Source organism: Nostoc linckia z4, assembly GCF_002608075.1.
In the GTDB taxonomy this organism is placed as follows: Bacteria; Cyanobacteriota; Cyanobacteriia; order Cyanobacteriales; family Nostocaceae; genus Nostoc; species Nostoc linckia.
Map to the genome: position 1 here is coordinate 263798 of NZ_LAHA01000001.1, position 25976 is coordinate 289773.

24 protein-coding genes are annotated in these 25976 nt (G+C 41.4%); 13 read left to right on the plus strand and 11 right to left on the minus strand.

Annotated elements, in window-relative coordinates; all coding sequences use genetic code 11:
* The first annotated feature begins 99 nt into the window (after positions 1-99).
* The 4 genes from VF06_RS01215 (at position 100) to VF06_RS01230 (ending at position 7668) form a co-directional block, all read left to right on the plus strand.
* Positions 100-3102, plus strand: coding sequence for a DUF1574 domain-containing protein (locus VF06_RS01215; RefSeq protein WP_099068357.1), 3003 nt, complete (start codon positions 100-102; stop codon positions 3100-3102).
* Positions 3103-3198: 96 nt separating this feature from the next.
* Positions 3199-4698: an MBOAT family O-acyltransferase gene (locus tag VF06_RS01220; RefSeq protein WP_099068358.1), complete on the plus strand. Its 1500-nt coding sequence runs from the start codon at positions 3199-3201 to the stop codon at positions 4696-4698.
* 557 nt (positions 4699-5255) lie between these two features.
* Positions 5256-6338: a photosystem II q(b) protein gene (psbA, locus tag VF06_RS01225; protein WP_099068359.1), complete on the plus strand. Its 1083-nt coding sequence runs from the start codon at positions 5256-5258 to the stop codon at positions 6336-6338.
* A 349-nt stretch (positions 6339-6687) separates the two neighbouring features.
* Positions 6688-7668 (plus strand): magnesium transporter CorA family protein, encoded by a 981-nt coding sequence (locus tag VF06_RS01230; RefSeq protein ID WP_099068360.1) that lies wholly within the window; start codon positions 6688-6690, stop codon positions 7666-7668.
* Positions 7669-7813: 145 nt separating this feature from the next.
* Here VF06_RS01230 and ureC read toward each other — a convergent pair whose 3' ends face one another.
* Positions 7814-9529 (minus strand): urease subunit alpha, encoded by a 1716-nt coding sequence (gene ureC, locus VF06_RS01235; RefSeq protein ID WP_099068361.1) that lies wholly within the window; start codon positions 9527-9529, stop codon positions 7814-7816.
* Between the two features lie 74 nt (positions 9530-9603).
* Here ureC and VF06_RS01240 point away from each other — a divergent pair, with 74 nt between their 5' ends.
* Positions 9604-9981, plus strand: coding sequence for a GxxExxY protein (locus tag VF06_RS01240; RefSeq protein ID WP_099068373.1), 378 nt, complete (start codon positions 9604-9606; stop codon positions 9979-9981).
* 69 nt (positions 9982-10050) lie between these two features.
* Here VF06_RS01240 and VF06_RS01245 read toward each other — a convergent pair whose 3' ends face one another.
* From VF06_RS01245 to dapB, 7 genes are all read right to left on the minus strand, one after another.
* Positions 10051-10587, minus strand: a complete 537-nt coding sequence (locus VF06_RS01245) for a DUF1349 domain-containing protein (protein WP_180267427.1) — start codon at positions 10585-10587, stop codon at positions 10051-10053.
* Positions 10588-10595: 8 nt separating this feature from the next.
* Positions 10596-10901, minus strand: a complete 306-nt coding sequence (locus VF06_RS01250; RefSeq protein ID WP_180267428.1) for an urease subunit beta — start codon at positions 10899-10901, stop codon at positions 10596-10598.
* A gap of 18 nt (positions 10902-10919) precedes the next feature.
* Positions 10920-11222 (minus strand): urease subunit gamma, encoded by a 303-nt coding sequence (gene ureA, locus VF06_RS01255; RefSeq protein WP_099068364.1) that lies wholly within the window; start codon positions 11220-11222, stop codon positions 10920-10922.
* 21 nt (positions 11223-11243) lie between these two features.
* The gene (locus VF06_RS01260) at positions 11244-12083 is read right to left on the minus strand and encodes an urease accessory protein UreD (RefSeq protein ID WP_099068365.1); all 840 of its coding nucleotides are present in this window, start codon (positions 12081-12083) and stop codon (positions 11244-11246) included.
* Positions 12084-12224: 141 nt separating this feature from the next.
* Entirely contained in the window at positions 12225-13007 is a 783-nt protein-coding gene (locus VF06_RS01265) for a class I SAM-dependent methyltransferase (protein ID WP_099068366.1), read from the minus strand.
* Between the two features lie 39 nt (positions 13008-13046).
* Positions 13047-13736 (minus strand): DUF8619 family protein, encoded by a 690-nt coding sequence (locus VF06_RS01270; protein WP_099068367.1) that lies wholly within the window; start codon positions 13734-13736, stop codon positions 13047-13049.
* A gap of 222 nt (positions 13737-13958) precedes the next feature.
* Positions 13959-14795 (minus strand): 4-hydroxy-tetrahydrodipicolinate reductase, encoded by an 837-nt coding sequence (dapB, locus tag VF06_RS01275; RefSeq protein ID WP_099068368.1) that lies wholly within the window; start codon positions 14793-14795, stop codon positions 13959-13961.
* 655 nt (positions 14796-15450) lie between these two features.
* Here dapB and psbP point away from each other — a divergent pair.
* Together psbP and VF06_RS01290 are read left to right on the plus strand one after the other, a co-directional pair.
* A complete protein-coding gene (psbP, locus tag VF06_RS01280; RefSeq protein ID WP_099068369.1) occupies positions 15451-15996 on the plus strand; it encodes a photosystem II reaction center PsbP in 546 nt (181 codons plus the stop codon).
* 199 nt (positions 15997-16195) lie between these two features.
* On the plus strand, positions 16196-16789 hold the full coding sequence (locus VF06_RS01290) for a Maf family protein (RefSeq protein WP_099072978.1): 594 nt from the start codon (positions 16196-16198) through the stop codon (positions 16787-16789).
* Here the strand turns inward: VF06_RS01290 and VF06_RS40145 are convergent, their stop codons facing one another.
* Positions 16790-16897 (minus strand): histidine kinase, encoded by a 108-nt coding sequence (locus VF06_RS40145; protein ID WP_180267636.1) that lies wholly within the window; start codon positions 16895-16897, stop codon positions 16790-16792.
* Positions 16898-16939: 42 nt separating this feature from the next.
* Positions 16940-17167: a hypothetical protein gene (locus VF06_RS01300; protein ID WP_099072976.1), complete on the minus strand. Its 228-nt coding sequence runs from the start codon at positions 17165-17167 to the stop codon at positions 16940-16942.
* 203 nt (positions 17168-17370) lie between these two features.
* On the opposite strand from VF06_RS01300, the gene VF06_RS01305 reads away from it, so the two are divergent.
* The 4 genes from VF06_RS01305 to VF06_RS01320 all read left to right on the plus strand — a co-directional run bounded on the left by VF06_RS01305 (position 17371) and on the right by VF06_RS01320 (position 22911).
* Positions 17371-18120, plus strand: a complete 750-nt coding sequence (locus VF06_RS01305; RefSeq protein WP_099072975.1) for a phycocyanobilin:ferredoxin oxidoreductase — start codon at positions 17371-17373, stop codon at positions 18118-18120.
* Between the two features lie 1248 nt (positions 18121-19368).
* Positions 19369-20793 (plus strand): HlyD family efflux transporter periplasmic adaptor subunit, encoded by a 1425-nt coding sequence (locus tag VF06_RS01310; protein ID WP_099071710.1) that lies wholly within the window; start codon positions 19369-19371, stop codon positions 20791-20793.
* Positions 20794-20942: 149 nt separating this feature from the next.
* Entirely contained in the window at positions 20943-22097 is a 1155-nt protein-coding gene (gene devC / locus VF06_RS01315; RefSeq protein WP_099071709.1) for an ABC transporter permease DevC, read from the plus strand.
* A 103-nt stretch (positions 22098-22200) separates the two neighbouring features.
* Positions 22201-22911 carry a DevA family ABC transporter ATP-binding protein gene (locus VF06_RS01320; protein WP_099071708.1) on the plus strand — a complete coding sequence of 237 codons (711 nt, stop codon included), beginning with the start codon at positions 22201-22203 and terminating at the stop codon, positions 22909-22911.
* A gap of 78 nt (positions 22912-22989) precedes the next feature.
* Here VF06_RS01320 and VF06_RS01325 read toward each other — a convergent pair whose 3' ends face one another.
* On the minus strand, positions 22990-23796 hold the full coding sequence (locus tag VF06_RS01325) for a hypothetical protein (RefSeq protein ID WP_099071707.1): 807 nt from the start codon (positions 23794-23796) through the stop codon (positions 22990-22992).
* Positions 23797-24084: 288 nt separating this feature from the next.
* Here VF06_RS01325 and VF06_RS01330 point away from each other — a divergent pair, with 288 nt between their 5' ends.
* Together VF06_RS01330 and VF06_RS01335 are read left to right on the plus strand one after the other, a co-directional pair.
* Positions 24085-24858 (plus strand): HAD family hydrolase, encoded by a 774-nt coding sequence (locus tag VF06_RS01330; RefSeq protein ID WP_099071706.1) that lies wholly within the window; start codon positions 24085-24087, stop codon positions 24856-24858.
* A 206-nt stretch (positions 24859-25064) separates the two neighbouring features.
* The gene (locus tag VF06_RS01335) at positions 25065-25847 is read left to right on the plus strand and encodes a Uma2 family endonuclease (RefSeq protein ID WP_099071705.1); all 783 of its coding nucleotides are present in this window, start codon (positions 25065-25067) and stop codon (positions 25845-25847) included.
* The last annotated feature ends 129 nt before the right edge of the window (positions 25848-25976 follow it).

Below are 25976 nucleotides of genomic sequence, written 5' to 3' on the forward strand. Positions count from 1 at the left end.
TGTTAAAAAAAAACGTCAAACTGTGATACACCTATGGTTCTAGTTTACAAGTGCAGGCACTATCCCCCAACAATCGCTGACTGTTAAAGTTAATTTCCCATGAAAACAGTATTACCAGACCGCCAGCAATCCTTAGTGCAATGGATCAGCCAAGCAACAGGGATTAACACTTTCGGGGTGAAAATCCGATTACGGGGAAATGACCTTCATATTCTTTGTGAGGGGGCAGAATGTCCGCAGCGTTGGCGTACCCTTTCGGATCTGCTGCAAGCACTACAGCAAACAGATTTGGATAGCCTCACAAGCGACGAGCAACCCTCAATATACCAAGTATTTGTCTATGGTCGAAGAAAAGGGGAATCGCGTCCTAAATGGTGTCATCGAGTTTATTTGAATCAAATCCAGAAGCATGTAGAGCAGGTGCAGCAAGCTTTACTAGGAGACTCAAAAAATTCTCAGCAGCCAGGTGGGGCGCTGATTGTCTCCAATGAAAGTTTGGCACGCCAAGGTAACCCAGAGGCCATTGCTCGTTACTTGAGCGAAACTTTGAGTAGTTTGGGTGTGTCAGTAAATGCAAAAATTAAGCTACACAAGGCCAAGAATTCCCAAATTGAAGAAAATCGTCTGTGGATATTTTGCCATTCTAGCTATAGTCCCGATGCTTCGTTGCTGGCAGAACCAATAGCCGAAAAGTTACGTTCTCTGAGACTTTCTGGCTATCCAGATGCGGTAATAGTTTCTCAGGTAACTGGTGAAACTGCACCTGATTGGCTCTTGCGAGTGGATTTAACCCCACCAGAGGTAATGCTCAAAGAGTGGGCGCGTTGGGGAGATGTGCAAGCGATCGCCAGATTACTAACTGAGGTATTGTCAGGGTTAAAAGTTGCTGTCCAAGCTTCTCTCAAAGAATCAACGCTACATATCTTTTGTACGCCAGCTTTTGACCCCTTAGGAACCGCCCCAATCCCAGATAAAGCCGCTTGCTTGGAGGTAATTGTACCCCAGCTAGAAGCCATCGCCCCCCAAGGCATTCTCGGTGCCACAATATACGGACAAAAAGCAGGGGACAACCAACCTGCTTGGATTGATTGGTTACCTTTACCTGCTGCGGAGCATTCCGTCTTTGCAACAACACCGCTAGATTTGGCAAATAGTGGAGATGAAGAAGCGATCGTTTTTTTACTAGAGCGCTTACTCAATCCTGACTTAGATTGGCGTTTGCTCACAGGTGGAATTCGCGTACAACTGCTCAATAAAAGTGATTTATTGCACATTATGTGTGATGCACCTGTTTGTCCAGCACGGGCACAGATAGCAAACAAAGTTACACAGTTTATTCGCCAGTTAAAAATTTCCGGTATTACAGGAGTGCGCGTCTACGGAAGGCGGGCAGGAAATAAGGAACCTTTTTGGCATCATGGCATCGATTTAGAACACCGCCAACGTCTAGTACCAGAAGCAACCCCGGAATTTGCCGCTACCTCTCAATACGTCAACGATTTGGTAACGGCTGAAACTAGCGAACCAATTTTACGCCCAGACTTAACCACAGAAGAAGTTCAAAGCTTTGTTACAGAAGTAGCCCTCGATTGGCTAGCAACGGCCAATGCAGCAGTCAAAAAATTTCTCTTAGCAACTCAGCTATTTACCGAAAGCCATCAGTCAGCAGAACTAAACCCTGATGCTCAAGGAGTTAAGACTGCTTTGGTTTGGGGGACACTGGGATTATTGCTTACCCTGCAAAGTGATTGGGTGTTGGGTCTCATGATGGCACCCACTACACCCACTTCCCTAACAATAGCCAATGTCTCACCTACATCATCTGAGCAAAAAGCATCCTTGACATCTGGAAAAAATCCCAATGAAGAGAAAAAGACATTGTTTAGCAGTACAGGCAAAACAAAAACTCCTCTCGACCAAGGTACTGTATTCAATGCTTCTCAATTCACCCAAGGTGAAGATACTCAAAATGGGAACTTAGCAGCCGCACCACTGAAAGAAAAGGCAACTGCCACTGCTATTCTTTTAGCAGCGCGATCGCAAATGCCAAGTTTCAATGTCAGGCAATTAGACGAACAACTAGCTTTATACAAACAACGCCTCGCCAGAACCGGTAGACCACCAGATGTATTAATCATTGGTTCTTCCCGCGCCCTCAGAGGAGTAGACCCCGCAGCACTTTCTAAAGCTTTGGCAACTCAAGGCTATCCAAATATTGATGTCTTCAACTTTGGCATTAATGGAGCCACTGCACAAGTTGTCAACTTTGTAGTGCGCCAGGTTTTAGAACCATCAGAACTGCCAAAATTAATTCTTTGGGCAGACGGGGCCCGTGCTTTCAATAGCGGACGTGAGGATATTACCTTTAAATCCATCGCCGCATCAGCTGGCTATAAACAAGCTTTGGAAAAAGCCTCCACAACACCAAATAGCACTGATGCCCCTGAAAATCCCAAACCAGAAAACCCAAAAGAAGAAAAGCCAGAAACTAACGGATACCAAGCTGTTAATGATTGGTTAAATCAAGCTCTAGCATCTGTTTCTACTAGCTATCAAAACCGCGATCGCATTAAAGGTTTACTGCAAGAACATCTGCTAAAATTCGGTCAAACTCAAACACTCACATCCCCAAATCAATCAACAGACGGTAATTCCGAAGATACTTCCCAGCAAGCAGTTGATTTTGATGGATTTTTACCTTTGTCTATTCGCTTTAATCCTGCTAGATACTATCAAAAACATTCTAGAGTTCCAGGAAATTATGACAACGATTATAAGTTTTTTCAATTAGGAGGAGAGCAAGAAACTGCCTTGCAAGAGGTCATAGAATTTACCCAATCTCAGAAAATTTCTTTAGTCTTTATCAACATGCCCTTGACAGCTGATTATCTAGATCCAGTCAGGAAAAAATACGAGCAAGAATTTCAAAAATATATGTTGCGTTTAGCAACTAACCCCAACTTTATTTATCGCGATCTAAGCCAACAATGGCCTAAAGTCAATGATTATTTTTCTGACCCTAGCCACCTCAACCGCTTTGGTGCTTACGAAGTCTCGAAAAAGTTAGTCAATGACCCGATGATTCCTTGGCCAATTAAGTAGGGAAATGGGGTATGACAGTTATTAGTTGACTGTTGACTGTGCAATGCCCCATGCCCCATCCCCTATGCCCAATGACTAATAACCAATGACTAAAAAATGAACTTCATATCAATTTTCTATGGGCTTTTTTTGTTGAGTGTACTAGGAATTTACTGGTCTTTGGGACAACAAAAATGGCGATTGTGGACACTTTTAATTGCTAGTTTGGTTTTCTATGCATCTTTGCATATCCAGTACATTCCATTGATATTAGCATTGACTTTTATTAATTTTCGCTTGGGAGTAGAAATTGGCAAGAATACGTCGCTGGGGAAACATTCTTTTGACTGGCGAATTTCTAATGAAGAATGGCAATTTATTGAAAATGATTGGAATTCACGTCGTTTAAAGCTTTTGTGGTTAGGTATAGTTCTCAATGTTTTACTGTTATTGGGTTTCAAGTATACTGTTCCTTTATATAATTTTGTTTTTAACATCCAAACCAATCCCCAAGAAAATCCTTTTAAATTAATTGCTCCCTTAGGAATTTCATTTTTTACTTTTGAATGTATTGCTTATTTAATAGATGTTTATCGTGGCGCTCCAGCGACGGATAAGTTTTTGAAATTTGCTTCCTACAAATTATTTTTTGCAAAGCTGATTTCCGGCCCAATTACCCGCTACCACAACTTAGCAAATCAATTTAATACTCCACATTTACCTACCACTAATAAAGTGGCGGAAGGATTGTGGTTAATTGCTAGAGGGGCAGTAAAAAAAGGTATTTTGGCAGACCATTTGGGAGTTTTTGTTGATTTATGTTTTGGCAATCTCCAGCGAGCAGGTAGTACGGATTTGTGGTTAGCTACATTCGCCTACGGCTTACAGTTATATCTAGATTTCAACGGCTATGTAGACATCGCCCGTGGTAGTGCTTTACTTTTCGGGTTAGTTTTGCCTGAAAATTTTGATTTTCCTTATTTCAGCACCAGCATTGGAGAATTTTGGCGGCGCTGGCACATGACTTTAGGTGATTGGCTGCGTAACTATATTTATTTTCCTTTGGGTGGCTCTCGCCGGGGTTTGACTCGCACCTGTGGGAATTTATTTATTGTGATGTTAATTGCTGGTATCTGGCATGGAGCGGCTTTAGGTTATGTAGTATGGGGCGTAATGCACGGAATAGCTCTAGTGGTTCATCGACTTACAGATGCAATTAGCGATCGCTTTGAAAAACTAGAACTTTTCTGGCAAAATCCTTTGGGTATATTTATAGCTTGGCTATTGACCCAACTGATGGTTTTTACCTCTTGGATTTGGTTTCGCTTACCTAACCCCCAAGACTCTTTTTTAGTAACTCGACATCTTTGGGGTTATCCAGCTGACGCCCAATTTGCCCAAAAAGTCTATGTGGAAGCTTTAAATATGAGTCAATACCAACTCGCTTGCGTGTTGATAACTTTAGCTATTCTCATGGCTATAGTCTACGCCTTTAACCGCATATTGAAGTTAGAGTTTAACTGGCCTGTGAAGCTTGTTTTTGTACCTTTATGCTTCTACGCAGTTTGGTTATTAGCTCCTGAAGGTAGCTTGCCATATATATACTTTGATTTTTAATTCACTTTCTTGGGACACAGCTGACCGTAGTTAATACCAATTTATGAGGTAGAAGTAAGGGTAGCACAGATGGCTGTGCTACCCTCTTGATTTTTTCTAATTCCTTGTAATTGAAAACGGTTATAAGTTCTGGATTATCGATTCTTACAAGATATTTTTTATTAAATATTTTTAATTAAATTTGTAAACAAATGTAAAGTTAATAATGATGGAACGAATGACCCACAGGTAAAAGAAAATCGAACCACAGAGGACACAGAGAACACCGAGGAATAAGAGTTAGAGAGATTTTTGCATCAGTGCTATGGGGGATAGATTCCCGAAATTCGTTTAGTGTTTAAATCCCTTAAAGCCATACAAATTAATACTTTTGATGCTATTTGGGACTGCTATAAATCCAAAGAAAAACTTTACCTTTATGTGAGTTTATTCAACAAATATGTTACAGAATATTAAGCTACATCTCGCATCAAAGTAAATTCATGTAGACTTATTTCTACAGGTGAAAAACAAATTAACCTGTTCAATTTTTAACAAAAAATAGCACTCATAAAACAATGACAACTACCTTACAACGGCGTTCTAACGCCAACGTATGGGATCGGTTTTGCGAGTGGATCACCAGCACTGACAACCGCATTTATGTTGGTTGGTTCGGTGTATTGATGATTCCTACCCTGCTAGCCGCTACCGTTTGCTTCACAATCGCTTTCATCGCTGCTCCTCCTGTGGACATCGATGGTATCCGCGAGCCTGTTGCAGGTTCTTTGATCTACGGAAACAACATCATCTCTGGTGCAGTTGTTCCTTCTTCTAACGCGATCGGTTTGCACTTCTACCCCATCTGGGAAGCAGCTTCCTTAGATGAGTGGTTGTACAACGGTGGCCCTTACCAGTTGGTAATTTTCCACTTCTTGCTCGGTTGCGCTTGCTACATGGGCCGTCAGTGGGAACTTTCTTACCGCTTAGGTATGCGTCCTTGGATCTGCGTAGCTTACAGCGCACCTCTAGCTTCCGCTACCGCAGTATTCTTGATCTACCCCATCGGTCAAGGTTCTTTCTCTGATGGTATGCCTCTGGGTATCTCCGGAACCTTCAACTTCATGATCGTGTTCCAAGCAGAACATAACATCTTAATGCACCCCTTCCACATGTTAGGTGTGGCTGGTGTATTCGGCGGTTCTTTGTTCTCCGCAATGCACGGTTCTTTGGTAACCTCTTCCTTGGTTCGTGAAACCACCGAAACCGAATCTCAAAACTACGGTTACAAGTTCGGTCAAGAAGAAGAAACCTACAACATCGTTGCTGCTCACGGTTACTTCGGTCGCTTGATTTTCCAATACGCTTCCTTTAACAACAGCCGTTCCTTGCACTTCTTCTTAGCTGCTTGGCCTGTTGTTGGTATCTGGTTCACCGCTTTGGGTGTAAGCACAATGGCTTTCAACCTCAACGGTTTCAACTTCAACCAGTCCATCATTGACTCTCAAGGTCGCGTTATCAGCACTTGGGCAGATGTAATCAACCGCGCTAACCTGGGTATGGAAGTAATGCACGAGCGTAACGCTCATAACTTCCCCTTAGACTTGGCTGCTGGTGATGTTGCTCCTGTAGCAATGACCGCTCCTGCTATCAATGGCTAATACTCCAGTAATAGCTGAATAAAAAGCGTCCCCTGAAAAGGGGGCGCTTTTTTGTTGGAATGTAATGTTAAAAAGAAGAATTCAGAATTCAGAATTCAGAATGGTAACCGCTGCGCTAATCGAATCAATTAGTGGGGGATTTGGATAAAAGTCACTGTATGCTCAATACTTGTCGGTTAAGGGGGAAAGGGAAAGGGGAAAAGGGAAAGAAAAAACCTTTAACCCTTACCCTTTAACCCCTTCGGGGTTCGCCAGTCGCTCATGGGGGAAACCCCCAAGACCGCGCTGGCTCACCTTTTCCCCAAACCAAATTCCAGTTTAAAATCCTTAACCGAGCAGTATTGACTGTATGCTAATTCTTCTTACCTTTTCTCAGAATCAGCTAGATTTATTTTCCAGTAGGGATATTGATACGGTACTCCAAAGAATTGATAGTTCTCAGAATATTTGGTTGCGTTGTGTTAATTTCCGCGATCGCGCTGGAACTGGTAGAATTATCAATCACTTTGGTTTGAATCCATCTCGTGTGAACATGGTTTTCAACCATACACCTACAGGAATGGACGAAGATACAGAAGATTGTTTATTTGATAATTATGAAATTTTAACTGCTCAATTAAAAAATCGAGAGTTTGAAGTAGCACGCGGTACTATTGTGCTGGGCAAGAATTTTATCATCACCTTTGAAATTACTGAAGTCAAAATATTTAATGTACTCACTAACAATCTGCAAAAGCGAAATATAGACCTAGAAAAATCGGGAATTGACTATCTTTTTTATCTGATTTTTAATGATATTTTAAATAATTACCATACTGTATTTGAATACATTTCTAGAAAACTTGATGATTTAGAAGATGAAGTTTTAGGAAATTTGGGTGATGAATCAACATACCACAAAATAGCTAGCATGAGGCAATCCACTCGTTTTGGGCGTCGTAATTTTCAAAGCATTAAGTCACTTTTAATGATGATGAATTACGAAGATTTCCAATGGATTTCTCAGCCAGTAAAGGCATTATTTAATCAAGAATTTGTGCATCACATAGATAATCTCTGGCAAGAATATCAAAGTCTGAGAATCTGGATGTCAGAATTAATGGAAATTCAACGTGATAATATTGCCAGTGAAACTAGCGAACGAATTAACCGCTTAACTATCCTATCGGCGGTATTCTTACCAATCACCTTTATTGCTGGTGTTTATGGGATGAACTTCAAGTATATGCCTGAATTAGAGCAACCTTGGGGTTATCCAGCCGCCATTGCTGTCATGGCTTTCATTGTGATTGGTAGTATTGTTTATGCGAAGAAAAAACGTTGGTTGTAGTGTTTAGTTGATTAGCAATACTGCTCGGTTAAGGATTTTAAACTGGAATTTGGTTTGGGGGAAAGGGAAAATACCAAACCTTTCCCCCTTTCCCCTTCCCCTTTTCCCGACTTCTCTTAGAAGTCTATTGTTGACTGTTAAAAAACTAAAACAAAAAATATCTTTGGGTCATTGGTAAAGCTGTTGCAGGTTCACAAGTCAGTAAATTACCATCCGCCCAGACTTCGTAGGTTTCTGGGTCAACTTCAATTTTAGGTAGCGCATCATTCAGCTTCATATCTTGCTTACTCAATTGGCGGGTTTGGGAAACTGCAACTGCTGTTTTGCGTAAACCCAACTGTGTAGGAATTTCCCTTTCTAAAGCCGCCTGGGAAACAAAAGTTAGTGATGTGGCGTTCTTCGCACCTGCAAAACTACCAAACATCGGTCGCATGTGTACTGGTTGGGGTGTGGGAATACTGGCGTTAGCGTCGCCCATTTGCGACCAGGCAATCATTCCGCCTTTAATGACTATTTCTGGCTTGACGCCAAAAAATGCCGGACGCCATAAGCACAGATCTGCTAATTTTCCCTCTTCCACAGAACCGACATATTCAGCAATTCCGTGGGCGATCGCTGGATTAATAGTATACTTAGCAACATATCTTTTTGCCCTAAAGTTATCTGCTGCTTGCTGAATTCCTTGTGGGTTGAGAGTTCCGCGTTGCACCTTCATTTTATGAGATGTCTGCCAAGTGCGAATTATTACCTCTCCTACCCTACCCATTGCCTGAGAATCAGAAGATATCATACTAAATGCACCTAAGTCATGCAAAATATCTTCAGCTGCTATGGTTTCTCGGCGGATGCGAGACTCAGCAAAAGCCACATCTTCAGCGATGGCTGGGTCTAGGTGATGACATACCATCAACATATCCAAGTGTTCGTCTAAGGTATTGAGGGTATAAGGACGGGTGGGGTTAGTGGAAGATGGTAAAACGTTGGCTTGGCCGCAAACTTTGATGATATCTGGTGCGTGTCCGCCACCTGCACCTTCAGTGTGGTAGGTGTGGATCACACGATTCTTAAACGCGGCGATGGTATCTTCCACAAATCCGGCTTCGTTGAGGGTATCAGTATGAATAGCCACTTGCACATCATATTCATCAGCAACGCCAAGACAAGTATCAATGGCTGCGGGGGTCGTTCCCCAGTCTTCATGTAGCTTTAACCCCATTGCACCGGCGGTTACTTGTTCTACAAGTCCTTGGGGTTGACTGGCGTTTCCTTTACCCAAAAATCCTAAGTTAATGGGAAAAGCATCAGCGGCTTGCAGCATCCGATAAATATTCCAAGGGCCTGGGGTGCAGGTAGTGGCGTTTGTGCCGGTAGCGGGGCCAGTACCGCCGCCAATCATCGTAGTGACACCAGAAGCGATCGCCACTTCAATTTGTTGGGGACAAATAAAATGAATATGGGCGTCAATACCACCAGCAGTGAGAATCATTCCTTCTCCTGCTAAAGCTTCAGTGCCAGGGCCAATAATAATATCTATATTATTTTGAATATAAGGATTTCCGGCTTTACCAATTTTGAAAATTTTGCCATCTTTAATGCCGATATCTGCTTTAACGATACCCCACCAATCGAGGATTAAAGCATTAGTAATTACTAAATCTACAGCCCCATCAGCATTAGAAATAGGAGATTGTCCCATGCCATCTCGAATAACTTTTCCGCCGCCGAATTTAACTTCATCGCCGTAGGTGGTGAAATCTTGTTCGACTTCGATAAATAATTCTGTGTCTGCAAGTCGGATTTTGTCTCCGACAGTGGGGCCATAGGTTTCGGCGTAGGCGCGGCGGGACATTCTGTAAGGCATATTTTTAGTAATGGAGGTTAAGATTGAGTTTAAACGCAAAGGAGCGCAAAGGTAAGCGCAAAGGTTCGCAGAGGATGGATGAGAATAATTTGAGTGGGGTGATAATTGGTTGTGGGATGCGAGTGCATACAGCGTTGGGGCCGGGTTTGTTAGAGTCAGCTTATGAGGAGTGTTTGTATTACGAATTGAGAAAGAAGGGGTTAAATGTTGGTAAGCAAGTTCCATTACCGCTTATTTATGAAGAGGTGAAATTAGATTGTGTTTATCGATTATATTTAATAGTTGAAGATCGAGTAATTATTGAGGTTAAGTCTGTAGAATCCATCAACCCAATTCACTCCGTACAACTTTTAACTTATCTCAAATTAACTAATTGTAAACTCGGTCTTATTCTCAACTTTAACGTTCTCCACCTCAAAGAAGGCATTAAACGTGTGGCAAACAAACTCTAACTCCGCGTACCTCCGCGTTTACCTCAGCGTCCCTTTGCGTTAAAAAATCAATTAACTCATAACTATTCCTTAAAAACTACGAATTTGCAAATTTTCAAACCTCATCTGAAAACCATTTCCTTCAGGTGAGGCACACATCACACCGACATTTAATGTTTCCACTGGAGTCAAATAAGCAAGTCGCAGCATTGTATACTCACTTCCATTCAAAGAGTATTCCACCTCTATTGCTGTGCCGCGTCGAGTTACACGTATCCAAATTGCAGAAGAATTTTGCGGCACTGGAATAACAGACCAATCTGAGTAATTACGCGTCACTACTGCGCTAATTTGTTGCACGCCATCCACAAATTCAATGCCACATTTTAACCAATTAAATTCATCTGAACGTACCATCAAGCCGGCTTGATCGTATAAATCGTGATACTGTCCAGTCACTTTAACTTCTGCAATAAAGTCACCTTCAATTGTTTGATAAAAAAAGTGACCGTTATCTCTTATAAAACCGTAGTGAGTTTCCCGCCAAAAATCTGTTTTTGCCCCAGAAGTAACAGCGATCGCTTCATCTTTTACTTCCCAAACAGGCGGCTCATTATACCATTCCATTTGCATAATTATAGAGAACCGTTAATTTTAGCGTTGAAACCGTAGACTTGGCGACTACCAACCAAAGGCACTAATGTGATTTCTTTTTCATCCCCAGGTTCAAATCTAACTGCCGTGCCTGCGGGGATATCGAGACGCATTCCTCGCGCTTGTTCTCTGTTAAAATTTAAGGCTGCGTTAACTTCGTAAAAGTGAAAATGGGAACCGACTTGTATGGGGCGATCGCCTGTATTTGAAACTTGTAATTTAATAATAGGACGACCAGAATTTAGTTCAATTTCACCTTCTGGTGGAATAATTTCTCCAGGAATCATAATTAATTTATTTCCAAATTAACGAATTGGATTATGTACAGTCACTAACTTTGTGCCATCAGGAAAAGTTGCTTCTACTTGCACTTCATTTACCATTTCTGGTATTCCTTGCATCACATCATCCCGTGTTAACAAAGTTGTGCCATAACTCATTAATTCAGCTACAGTTTGCCCATCTCTCGCACCCTCTAAAATAGCAGCCGAAATATAAGCAACAGCTTCCGGATAATTCAATTTCAAACCCCTTTCTTTACGTCTTTCTGCTAATAAAGCAGCAGTAAAAATCAATAGCTTATCTTTTTCTTGTGGCGTCAATTGCATTCTTTCCTCCCTCGCGGCGGTTCAAACTTGCCAAACTCTTGGTATACATTTACCACGATTCAAAAAATAAACTCGTAGCAACTGCCAAACTTCAATAAACCAGTTTCTCACCTCAGATGTAGAATCACCGCGATATCGACACAATAATCCATGTTGTAATCGGCTAACACCAGCTTCACTCACTCCATTAGCTAAAATTCTGATTTTTTCTATAATTTCTGGTGCAACTGCACCACCAAGCCAAACTAGACTACCGATTATTGGCTTTCCCGCCAACCCGTGAAAACTGTAAAAAATTTCCTCACTAGCTGGTAACCATTGGCGGTCTATCCACAACGGGACACCTTGTTGCCAAATTTCAGTATGCGATCGCCATTCTCCCCGATCAAATTTTTCTCCTCTAGCACTGCGACCAAAGCGGGTAATTTCCCACCCTAAAAAGTTAGCCCCGGTTGCTAATTCTACCCGTAAATCTTGCTGATAAATCGCACCGTTAAATAAAATTGTTTCTTGGGGTAACCATTCTAAACAAGCGCCAGTCTCAACTTGTATCTGGATTTTTTGCCTAGCTTGTAAACCATTACTGCGATATATCTTACTAGCTGCTGCTGTAGTGATTAAAGCCTCTGTATGAGGTTCGAGATGGATATTAGAGGATAAGCGATCGCCCCCCACAACTCCCCCGGCTGTGTGTAAAATTACGCTATGACAAACTTTTGACCCTTCTGGATAAAATGGGCGTTGCACCTTCAAGGGTGCTTGCTGGTGAGTGTAAATTAATTGCGTTGCGTTGTGGCGATGGGCATAAACTAAATTCAGTTTGCCATGCCAACCTTCTGTAATTTCTGGGTTACAAGTCATTTATCGATAAAATATTAAATCTCAAATCAAGACGCTAATAAAATCTTAATGTCTTCACTTGAGATTTATAGCAGATTTAAGTTATTCAAACACAAAAGCTAACTCTGTTTTCATTCTGAATTCTGAATTCTGAATTCTGTTCTAATTAATTACTTCGCCAAGATGTACGCTAGTACGATAAACTAGATAGACAAAATTATTTTCATCACGAAAACGCTGATATAATTCCTCAAAACTCTCAAGGAATTTTTGATCTGCTAACAGTTCTTGAGGTAGGTAAGAAACACTTTTTGCCCGTCCGATAAGTCCAGTTAAATCTAACTTTTGTCTATAAGTGAAATTATATTCACGAATGTTGATAAAATAAGGAGTTGCTAATAGTGGCTCCACTGACTGCATCCTTGATTCTCCAGGATGATTGTTAGATGCTTCCCGGACTATCCGGCTATATTCTGCGGTGAAGGCATCTTCTCGATCGCGGTTATTCCACACTATAGCTAAGCGTCCCGATGGTTTTAAAATCCGATGAAATTCTGATAATGTTGGTTCTGGATTAAACCAATGGAAAGATTGAAAACAAGTAACTAAATCAACAGATTTATCGCTAAGTTTGGTAAATTCTGCTGTTCCATCCCGAAAGTCTACTAAAGGATGTGGTTCGCCGGCCTCTCTCATGGCCGCATTTGGTTCTATGGCGATGACATTAACTCCACGCCCAGCTAATATTCTGGAACTAATTCCTGTACCTGCACCAATATCTGCTGCAAAAATTGGTGAATTTTTATTTAATGATTCCAAGATAATATCAATGGCAGCTGTGGGGTAGCTTGGTCGATACTTTACATAATCTTCTGCTCGATCGGAAAATCGGTTGAGTGGGTTTAGGGTATGTAGGGGAGTTGTTTGAGAATAACTTTCGCTCATGGATTTTGAGAAAATTGAGTGTGGTGTTTCACAGTTTGTTTACTCATCTACTGTTCGCCGACGCCGACGCGGCCTTCTTTGTTGTGAATCTTCACGCAAGCGACGGCCGACTTCGCTAAAGAAATCTCGCCGCAGGTAAGGATAATCGCTAACCCACAACTCACGACTGGGAATGTATATATCAGTGAAATCTTCAATACTGCTTAAATCTGCGCGATTTGACATCACTACCATTTCTGCAATTTGACCGCGAGTTATGGCTTTGTGGCTAGAACGTAGTGGTGCGTCAAATTCAATGGTAAATCCAGTGTCGTCACCCACCTCTAAGTTAATCCGTTTTTCTCGGTTTTCTACAATTACTAATTCACCTTTGCTATTAACAGTTTCCTGTTTGCCAATTAATTGGTCTGTAATCCACCAGTCCAAAACTCTACCGCGAAAAAAGCCGCTATATTTGTAACGACGGCATTTTAAATTTCGCATACTTGCTTGAAATACTGGATACCACAGCCAAAACAAAGCGCTAATTACCCCCAGCACAAATATTATGGGGCCAAACTGTAGCCCAAACAAAGCTCTAACAAGCAGAATTACGACTATGGCGACTACAGAAATTAACAGGCGTTGCAAAAAATTTGCAAACTTTCCCCAATAGTACTTGTACTGAAGACCAGTGGCAATTAACGGGACAATTTGTTCAAATTTCTGGCGAGTCAGTGGTACTAACATGAGTGCTGAGTAATGGGTAATGAGTATGAAGAATTCAGAATTCAGAATTCAGAATTCAGAATTAATGAGTGGAAGATAGACCAGTTACTAATAGAAGACTAAATTGAAAATTAGGCGTGAGTGTTTTCACCGTTTATACTCCCACAGAGTCGCAAGCTACATTCATCAGTTTTACTCAGGTAAATTCTGAGTTCTGAGTCCTGACTTCTGAATTCTTTCTTATTAAAGTATTTTTTCTAATCCATATATTAACGACTTTAACGCTAGGACTTTGCGAATGGCTAATAGTACTCCTGGCATATAGCAAGCGCGATCGCTCGTATCGTGTCGTAAAGTATAAATCTGTCCCGGTGCGCCAAAAATAACTTCCTGATGAGCAATTAATCCCGGTAAGCGCACGCTATGAATTCTAATTCCTTCGTCTGCTTGGCTCCCCCTAGCTCCTGCTAATTTCTCAGTTTCTTGTACTAACGCCGGGTTAAAGGTTTTACCTAATTCTCCCAATAACTGCGCGGTTTGAATGGCAGTACCGCTGGGAGCATCGGCTTTTTGGTTGTGATGTAGTTCGATAATTTCTACGTGGTCAAAATATTGAGAAGCGGCCACTGCGGCTTGTTGCAGCAACACCATACCAATGGAAAAGTTAGGAATAATTAGACAACCAGTGCTAGCTTTTTCGGCAAAGTCCGCCAGATCTTCAATTTGTTCTGGGCTTAATCCAGTGGTACCGACTACAGGACGAATACCGTAGGCGATCGCGCTGCGAATGTTGTCATAAACTGAATCAGGATGAGTAAAGTCCACTATCACCCCTGGAGGCCCTTGTCTCTCCCCAGCTACATAACCCAACATCGGTTCTAATTGATTGGTAATTGGCACTTCTAAAGGTTCGCTTAAACCCGCCAGTTCTCCAGCATCTTTTTCTTGATGTTGGGGACTGCTATCAATTGCACCCACTAAATTCAAGTCTGGTGCTTGCGCTACCGCCTTCACTACTTCACGACCCATTTTACCAGCCGCACCGTTGACAATAACCGGGATAGGAGCTTGATTCGTCATATATTGAGAAATACTTTTTGAGTTAACAAAGGAATTGTAAAGACTTTTGCAAATAAAAATACCAGTCCCCAGTTCTTAGCTGCTTTTTCATGGATGACCTGGAAAATTTTTCATCAGTATCTATGATAAGTAAATCTTATCAAAAAATTAATCTTTTGTTTGTCAAGTCTAGTTGACGAATCGTAATAAAATTTGTTAAATTTATTTACATAGGTTAACAAAGCAGTAAAGTAAGCCACCTAGTCAAGGTTAGACCTTGTATGTGACCTTCTAGTTTTGGTTGCTTTAAAAGTTAACTAAAAATAGACTTCGGTATCGGTACATTTCATCGACATTTGGACTTCTCCCATTTACCTCGGCTATCAAGTCGGGGTTTTTATTTTCTTGATTAGCTGCCAATCTTGTGCTTCAACCGAAGCGTACCGCTTGATGGGAAAATAAAAACGTTAAACTCATCCATTCCTAGAAAAAGATGGGATTTCCTGTTGACTGTTGACTGATAAAGCCTAGTTGCCAAGAGAGTGAGTTCCGCTTTAGCGGTACAACCAGCACAACCCAAAACCCACGCTTTTGTTAACTGTCAACCATCAGCAGTCAACAGTGTCCAAATGATGCTTGCCTAGTATTGCCTCCAGCCCAAAGGAACCTGTATATAATGTGGAAACGAATTGTATTAATTTTGCTATTAGTCTTGAGCTTCAGCCTGAGTAATCCTGGTGTAGCGTTTGCCGCTGGACTCAAAAGCTTTGTAGACAGCAATGATGGTTATCAGTTTTTATATCCTAATGGCTGGCTGCAAGTCAAAGTTGCCAACGGCCCTGATGTGGTTTTTCACGATTTAATTGAAATATCTGAAAATGTTTCTGTAGTGATTAGCCCAGTTCCAGAAAATAAAACCTTAGCAGAATTAGGAACTCCAACAGAAGTAGGATACAAGTTAGGAAAAGCCGCTCTCGCGCCTGCTGATTCTGGTCGTACAGCGGAATTAATCAACGCCGCACAGCGCGAAGTAGATGGTAAAACATACTACCTTTTAGAATATGAAGTTAAACTCCCCAATCAACAGCAACGGCATAACATCGCCAGCGTTGCTGTGAGCCGTGGTAAACTTTTTACCTTCAACGCCTCAATTTCGGAAAAACGCTGGCCAAAAGTTCAACAAACAATTGATGAAGTTGTAAATTCTTTTTCTGTTTATTAGTCAATTGGGTATTGGGCATTGGGCATGGGGCATTGGGAAGAGGCAGGGGAGCAAGAAGCAGGGAGCAGAGGGAAGGAACTTCTCCCCTGCCTCTTGCCCCTCTTCCTCATCTCCCTTGTCTCCCTTGTCTCCCTCATCTCCCCTACCCCTCTGCCCCCTGCCCCCCTGCCTCCCCTGCTCCCTCATTTCCTGCTTCTCTATGAGCATTCCACCTTTTGTACTGGCCTCGGCTTCTCCAGCGCGACGGCGCTTGCTGCAAACTGTTGGTATCGAACCGATAGTTCGACCTAGTGATTTTGATGAGTCGCAAATCCAATTAAGCGAACCTGCACAATTGGTGAGAACTCTTGCCCAGTACAAAGCTCAAACCGTAGCCCCCCAGTTTGAATCAGCTTTGATTATGGGTTGTGATTCGGTTTTATCTGTACATAATCAGATTCATGGCAAACCAGCAGACACTAATGAAGCGATCGCCCGTTGGCGGATAATGCAAGGTAGCTTTGGTGACTTATACACAGGTCACGCCTTAATTGACCTTATGCAAAATCGCACTTTAGTCAAATCTCAAGTTACAAGAGTTTACTTCGCTTCCGTGACCGACAAGGCAATTAAAGCTTATGTAGCCACAGGCGAACCCCTCAAGTGTGCTGGTGCTTTTGCTCTCGAAGGTTTTGGTAGTTTATTCGTCGAAAAAATTGAAGGCTGTCACAGCAATGTCATTGGACTGAGTTTACCCCTGCTGCGGCAGATGCTAGCAGAATTGGGATACGATGTTACGGATTTTTGGCAGTAGTCATTGGGCATTGGGCATTGGGCATTGGGCATGGGGCATTGGGCATGGGGCAGAGGGGAAAAACTCATCTCCCTTGCTCCCCATCTCCCCATCTCCCCATCTCCCCATCTCCCTTGTCTCCCTCATCTCCCCACGCCCCACACCCCATGCCTAATAACTAAATTGTCTGATATTCAATATCGCCTCTCCATAATCTGGAATCCAAGCTAGCCATTCATCTTTGGAAACTGGACACAATAAAAGTGCTTCGTCAAAACTCCAAGGATTGGGAAGTTCCAAAAGCGTCACCCAACCAGAAACTCTTAACTGCTGTAAACCTTGCAGATTCCGCCTTCTTGCTTGGACAGCAACATCTGGTCTATGAGAATCTAGTTTCATATCTTCGCCTCAGCCTGAACTTATGGGCTAATATAAAATTATTTCTGTAACTTACACTACAAAATAAATAATACTTGTGAAAAGCAACTGTCTTATAACTTTACGTTGGCTAGTGTAAGTGTTTGCTTAATATTGCAAGCTGTGACTGTGAGGCACGGCAAGTTGTAGACTGGCTACTAGACCGCAATTCTCCCAACTAGAATATGTCATTTACTTCTATGCCCTCGCTGCGCGAGCAACAACATCCCCTAATTCGTCAGCTAGCTGATTGTATTGAGGCAGCTTGGCATCAGCATCTGGATCTATCGCCCTACCATTTGCCAGCTGAGTTGGGGTATGTGGAAGGTAGACTAGAAGGGGAAAAACTGACCATTGAGAACCGTTGCTATCAAACCCCCCAGTTCCGGAAAATGCACTTAGAACTGGCAAAAGTCGGGAGTATGCTCGATATTTTGCATTGCGTCATGTTTCCCCGTCCAGAGTACAACCTGCCGATGTTTGGTTGTGATTTAGTGGGTGGTAGAGGTCAAATTAGTGCGGCGATCGCAGACCTTTCTCCCGTACAATTAGAACGCGCCTTACCAGAATCTTATACTGCGGCCCTTAGCCAGCTAACAGTGCTTAACTTTTCCCAACCGCGGGAATTACCAGAATGGGGAAATATTTTTTCAGACTTTTGCATCTTTGTGCGTCCCATTTCCCCAGAAGAAGAAACAATGTTTCTCTCTCGCGTCAAAGACTTTTTAGACATTCATTGTACCCAAGCGATCGCCTCTAGTCCAGTTCCAGTAGAACAAGTCACCCAAAATCTCGCCGGACAACACAACTACTGCACTAAACAGCAGCAAAACGACAAAACCCGTCGCGTCCTAGAAAAAGCCTTTGGCCCAGCTTGGGCAGAACATTATATGACCACAGTTCTATTTGACCTTCCACAGGAGATTGCTAAATAGGCGGCAAGGGAGATGAAGAGATAGGGGAAAGGGGAAAGGGGAAAGGGTAAAGGGTAAAGGGGAAAGGGTAAAGGTGAAAGGGTAAAGGGGAAAGGGTAAAGGTGAAAGGGTAAAGGGGAAAGGGATAAATTTAACAAACTTCGGCGGGTTTAAGTCCCCGGCTTCTATCAAGCCGCAAGTATGTGTTTGCGGGGTCTAAATCCCCGTTACAAAACTGTACTTCAGACGAACAACTTCTTTAACCTTTCCCCCTTAACCTTTTCCCTTTCCCCTTTCCCCTTTCCCTTTTCCCTTTTCCCTTTCCCCTTTCCCTTTCCCCTTTCCCCATGCCCCATGCCCTTATTCCCCCATCTGTAGGTTCTGTTACGTTTTCCGATAACTGATAAATGTAGAATTCATTCAACGAGAGTTTGATGGAGTCCCAAAATAGAGCAGGGAAATTAATTAAGACCAATTAACTTTAACTAGGTTACAGATAATGACGCGGGGACACAGTGACACAGTGACGCGGAGAATAATGTGTAGCAAAATTTTTGAGAATTGGTATCAGGTCTTTGAAACAAATGATTTTTGATTTTGTTTTTGAATTTTGTCAATAACTGTAGCCTCCGCTGATTAAGTATAAGAATTTAGAATTCAGAATTTAGAATTCAGAATTTAGAATTCAGAATTCAGAATTCAGAATTCAGAATCAATGATGCTTGAATGCCCAAGCTTGATAATTTGTACTAAATCAAGCAGGTATACAACATTTGATTTCCCAACTATTCTGACTTATGATTCCTGAGTCGGAGAGTTCTTTTATCAGTAAATAGTTAGTAAAGTTCACTGATTAGTTAATGTGAACTAGTTTCTCATTGCGGTAGCAAAGTACCGCATCATAGTAGTTTTGGATTTTTAATAGAGACGTAATATCTCGCGTTTCTATATCTGAATGCCCCATTAATTAATTTGAATTCTGAATTCTGAATTCTGAATTCTGGATTCTGGATTCTTTTTCAAATAGCCAGCTACAAAAGTGCATCGTTTTTTTACAAAGCTTTAGTGTGAGTGTTGAGTGTATATCGCGTGGATTTTAAGCCATACCCGTTGTTTGTCCTAATACTAATTTGAAAAAATAACGTGATAGATATACAAGCTCAAAACCTTGTGATATCTAGTCTTTTAAATTGGTATAAACGGCTGGCAATTGATTAAAAACCCTTTTTTACTCGCATCAGCACAATTCAGATAAACGGGCAACATACTATGTCAAGGGTGACCGAGAAGCCAAAGCCAACTGAGCAAACATTTAATCCCGAACAACCTAAGATTTGGTGGGGTATTGCTGTAGCAGTACCAATAGTAATTGCTGCTGGGGTGCTAGGTACAGCTAAAATCGAGCAGCTGAAAAAACTCAATGTCTCTGCACCGGTAATGCCATCTAGCAATACTGTTAGTGCTGTGGGACGTTTGGAACCGCGAGGTGAAGTGATTAAATTGTCTGCGCCATCCTCAGGATTAGCGCCATCCTCACGAGTTCAGCAGCTTTTAGTGAAAGAAGGTGAAAAAGTCAGACAAGGCCAAATTGTGGCAATTTTGGACAACCGCGATACTCAAATAGCCGCACTAGAAGAAGCAAAAGCTAAAGTCCAAGAAGCCCGTGCGAATTTAGCGCAAGTCAGAGCCGGATCTCCGCGAGATATTCAAGCTCAAAGATCGGTTATTGGTCGCCTACAAGCGCAGTTAGTTGGGGAAAAGAACGCTCAGCAAGCGACAATTGCTCGAATTGCAGCTCAGTTAAGTGGAGAAAAACTCGTCCAACAAGCAACTGTGAATCGGCTAGAAGCAGAACTTAGCGGACAAAGAGAAGCTCTCAGAGCAACCCTGGCCCGTATCCAAGCCGAACAGCGTAATGCTCAAGTGGATGCTGGACGCTATGAGTTTTTATACAAAGAAGGTGCAATTTCTCAGCAGGAACGGGATAGAAGACGTTTGAGTGCAATTACAGCTAATCAGCAAGTTGCTGAAAGTCAAGCTACTCTCAAGCAGACATTGGCAACTCTTAGACAGCAACTAGCTGAAGCCAGAGCTACTCAAATACAAAATTTAGCAACTTTGCAACAGCAGTTAATTGAAGCCAAAGTTAACCGTGACAAAACTGTAGCAACCTTGCAAAGGCAAATCGATGAAGAAAAAGCCAGGCTCAGTAGGCTTTTGGAGGTTAGTCCCACTGATGTGCAAGTGGCTTTAGCTCAAGTTAGTAATGCGATCGCTAATGTTAGAAAAGCCGAAGCAGAACTAAAATTAAGCTACGTTCAAGCGCCAATTGCTGGAGAAATTTTAAAGGTTTACACCAAGTCTGGTGAAGCCATAGGTGCAAATGGCATTGCTGAAATTGGACAAACAAATCAAATGTTTGTAGTTGCTGAAGTCCCTGAAGATAGTATTAGCAAAATACGTCTCGGTCAAAACGCTAGCATCACCAGCGATAACGGAGCATTTAGCGAAGAATTCAAAGGAACTGTCACTGAAATTGGCAGAAAAATTGGCAAAAAAGATGTGCTAAATACAGATCCAGCCGCAGATGTGGATGCCAGAGTCATAGAAGTGAAAATTGCTTTGTCTCCAGAAGACAGTTTGAAAGTTTCTGGCTTAACTTATGCGAAAGTTCTCGTGGAAATTAATCAGTAATACTACTTGGTAAATGATTGCAATCGATGTATTTATACAGTCTTTAATTCCAACAGCAATTATCAATCCAAAATCCCAAATTTTTACTGAACATGTCGAAGTATCTAAAATTCAAAATGGTCTAATTCCTTAGAAATTAATCTTTAATAATGAATAAAAAAATCCCTTTGTCGTGGCTACAACTAACAAGAGAAAAGACTCGCCTAGCTGTGGCTTTGGCAGGAATAGCTTTTGCTGATATTTTGATGTTTATGCAACTCGGATTTCGAGATGCTTTGTATTATAGTAACGTTCGATTCCATAACAGTTTGCAGGGCGATCTTGTTTTAATTAACAGTCAATCAAGTGCTGTTTTGGCAATGAGGAGCTTTTCTCAACGACGATTATATAAAGCTTTAGAGTTACCAACAGTACAATCAGTACATCCCATATATTTAGATTATACAACCTGGAAAAATCCTGTCACGGGTCGCCCTCGTAGCATCTTGATATTTGGCATGAATCCAGAAACTAATTTGGTCAATTTGCCTGGAGTTGAAGAAAATTTAGAAAAACTTAAACTACCAGATGTAGTTTTATTTGACCGTTCTTCTAGAGTTGAATATGGGCCAATTGCTGCTGATTATGACCAAGGAAAAACCGTCACCGCCGAAGTAAGAAGGCGGCGAATTAAAGTAGTAGGCATGTTTACTTTAGGTGCATCATTTGGTGCAGACGGTAACTTAATTACCAGCGATGTTAACTTTCTGCGGATATTCAGTACTCGTCAGAAAGGATTAATTGATATTGGATTAATTAGATTAAAACCAGGAGCAAACGCCAACGCTGTTGCCGAGGATTTAAGGAAGTATATACCTAAAGAAATAAACGTTTTAACTAAACAAGAATTTATTGATTTTGAGCGAAATTATTGGGCGAGTAGTACAGCGATCGGATTTATTTTCACGCTAGGCACTATCATGGGTTTTATTGTTGGCACTGTAATTGTTTATCAAATTCTGTATACAGAAGTTTCAGATCACTTATCTGAGTACGCCACACTCAAAGCCATAGGCTATACACATAATTATTTATTGACAGTGATTCTGCAAGAGGCTTTTATGCTAGCAGTTTTAGGATATTTACCCGGATTAGTTTTTGCTTTGTTAATGTATCAACGAGCAAGAGAAGCAACACTTTTACCAGTATTTATGAGTTTTGATCGCGCCACAACCGTGTTGATTTTGACCATAATTATGTGTTTTGTATCCGGTGCGATCGCAGTCCGAAAATTACGTTCTGCTGACCCAGCAGATATATTTTGAAGAAGAATACAGAACTCAAAATTCAGAATTCAGAATCAATTTATCCGCCAGTTTATTACAAACAGTTCTGTATTGGAAGTGCTAAATCATAACTAACAAATTTATGAATAAACAAGAACCTGTAATTGCCATTAAAAATCTCAATCATTACTACGGCAAAGGCGCACTCAGAAAACAGATTTTATTTGACATTAACCTAGAAATTTATCCTGGCGAAATTGTCATCATGACTGGACCATCAGGTTCCGGAAAAACCACATTATTGAGCTTAATTGGTGGTTTACGGTCTGTACAAGAGGGAAGTTTGAAATTTTTAGGTGAAGAAGTATTTGGTGTCAATCAAAACAAACTGGTGCAGATGCGGCGTAATATCGGTTATATTTTCCAAGCTCACAATTTACTAGGATTCTTAACTGCCAAACAAAACGTCCAAATGGCAGTAGAATTAAGCGATCGCATTTCTCAAGCAGAAGCGATGGCTAAATCAGAAATGATGCTGCGGGCTGTTGGTTTAGAAGAAAGAATTAATTATTACCCAGATAATCTTTCTGGCGGACAAAAACAAAGAATTGCCATCGCCCGCGCCCTAGTGAATCGTCCTCCCCTAGTGCTAGCAGACGAACCAACAGCAGCATTAGATAAACAATCAGGACGCGATGTCGTAGAAATCATGCAGAGCCTAGCTAAAAATCAAGGTACTACTATCTTGTTAGTCACACACGACAATCGTATTTTAGACATCGCCGATCGCATCATACAAATGGAAGATGGCCTGTTAACTCGTAATTCTTCAAATACAGTGATTCAGTCATAGCTTTAATGTTCTTTGTCATTTGTTCTTTGTCCTTTGTTTGTTAACAATAACTAATGACCAATGACCAATGACTAATAACTAATGACCCTTCATTTTTGATTGGTTTGGTGGAGTTGGGACAGTTGCTTGGCGACTGGTGCGAAACGTTACATTCACGCCTTCATTGGATTGCTCCAATACCAATAAAGGCGTAGGCTTAGCTTTTTGATCCCAATGCATAGTGGCAATCCGACCTTGAATTGTTGGTTGCCAACTATCTTCATCTTCCATCGGACTTAAATAAGTTTCTATACAATCAATAATTTGGCTGATAGTTGCGGAAGTTGCTTGCGTTGGTAACTTCATTAACCGGACTTGAATCCGAAACAATACACGTTTAGCAGAGTTCGGTGGAGTACCAGTTTCATACTCTACATCAAAAATTTCATCCACTTGCCGACCGGCGCTGTTAGCAATTCCCACCGCTCCTTGTTGGGCTTGATTTGGACGCAGCGCTTGAGAAATTTTATCTTTCACCTTAATTTTTACTTGATTGAGAATCGCAAAGTGAAATACTTCCTCTGACATCCGCATTCGCAAATAATCTAAGTTAAAATCCCGTGAATTCACCAAATCGGGATTCGTTTCCATTTTGCGAATTGTTTCCAAAGCCAGCTTAAATTTTTTTTCTAATTCTCGCGCGCGGAATTGTTCAAACTTAATTTTTTTCTCCAGTTTATTCATCTGGATTTTACTATACACAATCAAAGCAATCACCACTAAAGCCAGTCCTCCAGAGGTTAGCACCAAGAACGGTGGTATTTGAGGATTATTTGCTGGCACTTCCTGGGATGCCTTTTTAGTTTTTGTCCCAGAGGATTGGGCAAGAAACATCGAAGTAGGCATGGTTGGAAAACTGAAAAACTTGACTCCTAATGTTTAGGATTCCCAAATTTTTCAGTTCATCTTGCTGTATGATTAATATTTTTTACAAAGTACTGGGGACTGATGACTAGGAACTGGGGAAAATCAACGAAATATCAAGGATTTTGTGCCCTGTAGAGACGTTGCACTGCAACGTCTCCACAATTGCAACGTCTCTATAACGATAAATTAAGGGTTTTAGCGTTTATGTGTAATTCTTAACCCCTCAGTCAACAGTTAACACTCAACAGTCAACACTCCCAATCCCTTATGCCAAAACATTTGAGCCTCACCGCTTTGAGTAATATTCGTCTCATCGCCACAGATATGGATGGCACTCTGACAAAACGAGGAAAGTTTACTCCTGCACTGCTGCAAGCTTTGGAAGATTTAGCAGCAGCTAACATTAAGGTACTGATTGTCACCGGACGTTCTGCTGGGTGGGTGAGTGGATTAAGTAGTTTGATGCCTGTAGCAGGTGCTATGGCAGAAAATGGCGGTTTGTACTTTCCACCAGGAAACCAGAAACCAATAGTGTTAACACCCATTCTCGATTTAGCTAAGCATCGCCAGCACTTGGCTACAACTTTTGAAAAGTTACAAACTCAATTTCCCCAAATCCAGGAATCTGTTGATAATCGCTTTCGTGTCACAGATTGGACTTTTGATGTAGCTACTTTGAGTCAAGACGAAATCCAAACCATAAATCATCTGTGTCAACAAATGGGTTGGGGGTTTACTTACAGTAACGTCCAGTGTCACATTAAACCCCAAGGACAAGATAAAGCTGTAGGATTGTTGCAAGTATTACGCGAATATTTGCCTGATTATTCACCAGAACAAATTGTCACCGTAGGCGATAGTCCCAATGATGAAAGTTTATTCGATCGCCATTATTTTCCTATTTCTGTAGGCGTGGCAAATGTGCTGGAATATGCAGATAAATTGCAACATCAGCCTGTTTATGTTACCACTGCTGCCGAAGGTGATGGATTTTGTGAGTTAACTAATTACATTTTGCAAAGCTTCCAAATCCCTAATTAAGGAAAATCAGAACTTGCTCTAAAATAATCTTGTAGCAGCAATCTTACAACCATCACCGAAACACAAAGTCATACAAAGCAAGTGCGCCCTGTAGAGACCTTGCAATTGCTAGTGTCTACAACGATAAATCAAGGGTTTTAGCTAATCCACATCATGCGTAATTTTGAATTTTGAATGTGTGAATTTTAAATTCGGAGCAAAGCGACGTGACGGCTACTCTACCTGTTAATGTCAAATCAGAAATCTTTTACCCTAGTGCTGATGGTCAACCAGTGGCAGAAACCTACGACCACCTTTATGCTTTATTAACTACCTTAGAAGTACTCAAGCAGTATTTAGCAAACCGTCAAGCAACAGTATTAGCAAATCAATTTCTTTACTATGCACAAGGCTTTCCCAAATTACGGGTAGCACCAGATGTGATGGTAATTTTTGATGTTGCACCAGGCGGTCGCGATAACTATAAAATTTGGGAAGAAGGCCAAGTACCAACAGTAATTTTTGAAATGACATCCTTTGGTACTAAAGGACACGACGAAATCTTCAAAAAGACTTTGTATGAGCAGTTAGGTGTTAAAGAATACTGGTTGTTTGACCCAAAAAGCGAGTGGGTAGAACAACAGTTACGTGGCTATCGGCTGCGGGGAGAAGTCTACGAACCAATAGAAGATGGACGCAGCCAACCCCTACAGCTGCGTTTAGCCATCGAAGGAAAGATAATTGCCTTTTATCGAGAAGACACAGGGGAAAAATTACTCATCGCCGATGAATTGGTAGAAGCTTTACGGCAGGAAGTTGTAGCAAGACAACAGGCAGAAGAACGCGCAGAACAAGAACGTCAACGCGCAGAACAAGAAAGCCAACGCGCAGAACAAGAAAGCCAACGCGCAGAACAAGAACGTCAACGTGCAGAACAAGCACAATTAGAAATAGAACAGTTAAAGGCAAAATTGCGATCGCTCAACATAGACCCTGATAGCATAGAGTAACTTTCTATACTTTTAATTGAATTTGTGTTACTTACTTATCCCCGCAGGCAAGTATTACGAATTACAAATTACGAATTACGAATTATTATCAAGTCAAATTTATTACTTTAGGCATATTACAATAAATGG

Excerpts from the sequence above, each read along its gene's own strand:
- VF06_RS01250 (WP_180267428.1), bottom strand. The coding sequence starts at position 10,901 with ATGATTCCTGGAGAAATTATTCCACCAGAAGGTGAAATTGAACTAAAT.
- ureA (WP_099068364.1), bottom strand. The coding sequence starts at position 11,222 with ATGCAATTGACGCCACAAGAAAAAGATAAGCTATTGATTTTTACTGCT.
- VF06_RS01310 (WP_099071710.1), top strand. The coding sequence starts at position 19,369 with ATGTCAAGGGTGACCGAGAAGCCAAAGCCAACTGAGCAAACATTTAAT.
- VF06_RS01265 (WP_099068366.1), bottom strand. The coding sequence starts at position 13,007 with ATGAGCGAAAGTTATTCTCAAACAACTCCCCTACATACCCTAAACCCA.
- psbP (WP_099068369.1), top strand. The coding sequence starts at position 15,451 with ATGTGGAAACGAATTGTATTAATTTTGCTATTAGTCTTGAGCTTCAGC.
- VF06_RS01330 (WP_099071706.1), top strand. The coding sequence starts at position 24,085 with ATGCCAAAACATTTGAGCCTCACCGCTTTGAGTAATATTCGTCTCATC.
- dapB (WP_099068368.1), bottom strand. The coding sequence starts at position 14,795 with ATGACGAATCAAGCTCCTATCCCGGTTATTGTCAACGGTGCGGCTGGT.
- VF06_RS01245 (WP_180267427.1), bottom strand. The coding sequence starts at position 10,587 with ATGGAATGGTATAATGAGCCGCCTGTTTGGGAAGTAAAAGATGAAGCG.
- ureC (WP_099068361.1), bottom strand. The coding sequence starts at position 9,529 with ATGCCTTACAGAATGTCCCGCCGCGCCTACGCCGAAACCTATGGCCCC.
- VF06_RS01320 (WP_099071708.1), top strand. The coding sequence starts at position 22,201 with ATGAATAAACAAGAACCTGTAATTGCCATTAAAAATCTCAATCATTAC.
- VF06_RS01325 (WP_099071707.1), bottom strand. The coding sequence starts at position 23,796 with ATGCCTACTTCGATGTTTCTTGCCCAATCCTCTGGGACAAAAACTAAA.
- devC (WP_099071709.1), top strand. The coding sequence starts at position 20,943 with ATGAATAAAAAAATCCCTTTGTCGTGGCTACAACTAACAAGAGAAAAG.
- VF06_RS01230 (WP_099068360.1), top strand. The coding sequence starts at position 6,688 with ATGCTAATTCTTCTTACCTTTTCTCAGAATCAGCTAGATTTATTTTCC.
- VF06_RS01215 (WP_099068357.1), top strand. The coding sequence starts at position 100 with ATGAAAACAGTATTACCAGACCGCCAGCAATCCTTAGTGCAATGGATC.
- VF06_RS01300 (WP_099072976.1), bottom strand. The coding sequence starts at position 17,167 with ATGAAACTAGATTCTCATAGACCAGATGTTGCTGTCCAAGCAAGAAGG.
- VF06_RS40145 (WP_180267636.1), bottom strand. The coding sequence starts at position 16,897 with ATGGGGAGATGGGGAGATGGGGAGATGGGGAGCAAGGGAGATGAGTTT.
- VF06_RS01260 (WP_099068365.1), bottom strand. The coding sequence starts at position 12,083 with ATGACTTGTAACCCAGAAATTACAGAAGGTTGGCATGGCAAACTGAAT.
- psbA (WP_099068359.1), top strand. The coding sequence starts at position 5,256 with ATGACAACTACCTTACAACGGCGTTCTAACGCCAACGTATGGGATCGG.
- VF06_RS01270 (WP_099068367.1), bottom strand. The coding sequence starts at position 13,736 with ATGTTAGTACCACTGACTCGCCAGAAATTTGAACAAATTGTCCCGTTA.
- VF06_RS01220 (WP_099068358.1), top strand. The coding sequence starts at position 3,199 with ATGAACTTCATATCAATTTTCTATGGGCTTTTTTTGTTGAGTGTACTA.
- VF06_RS01305 (WP_099072975.1), top strand. The coding sequence starts at position 17,371 with ATGTCATTTACTTCTATGCCCTCGCTGCGCGAGCAACAACATCCCCTA.
- VF06_RS01240 (WP_099068373.1), top strand. The coding sequence starts at position 9,604 with ATGGATGAGAATAATTTGAGTGGGGTGATAATTGGTTGTGGGATGCGA.
- VF06_RS01290 (WP_099072978.1), top strand. The coding sequence starts at position 16,196 with ATGAGCATTCCACCTTTTGTACTGGCCTCGGCTTCTCCAGCGCGACGG.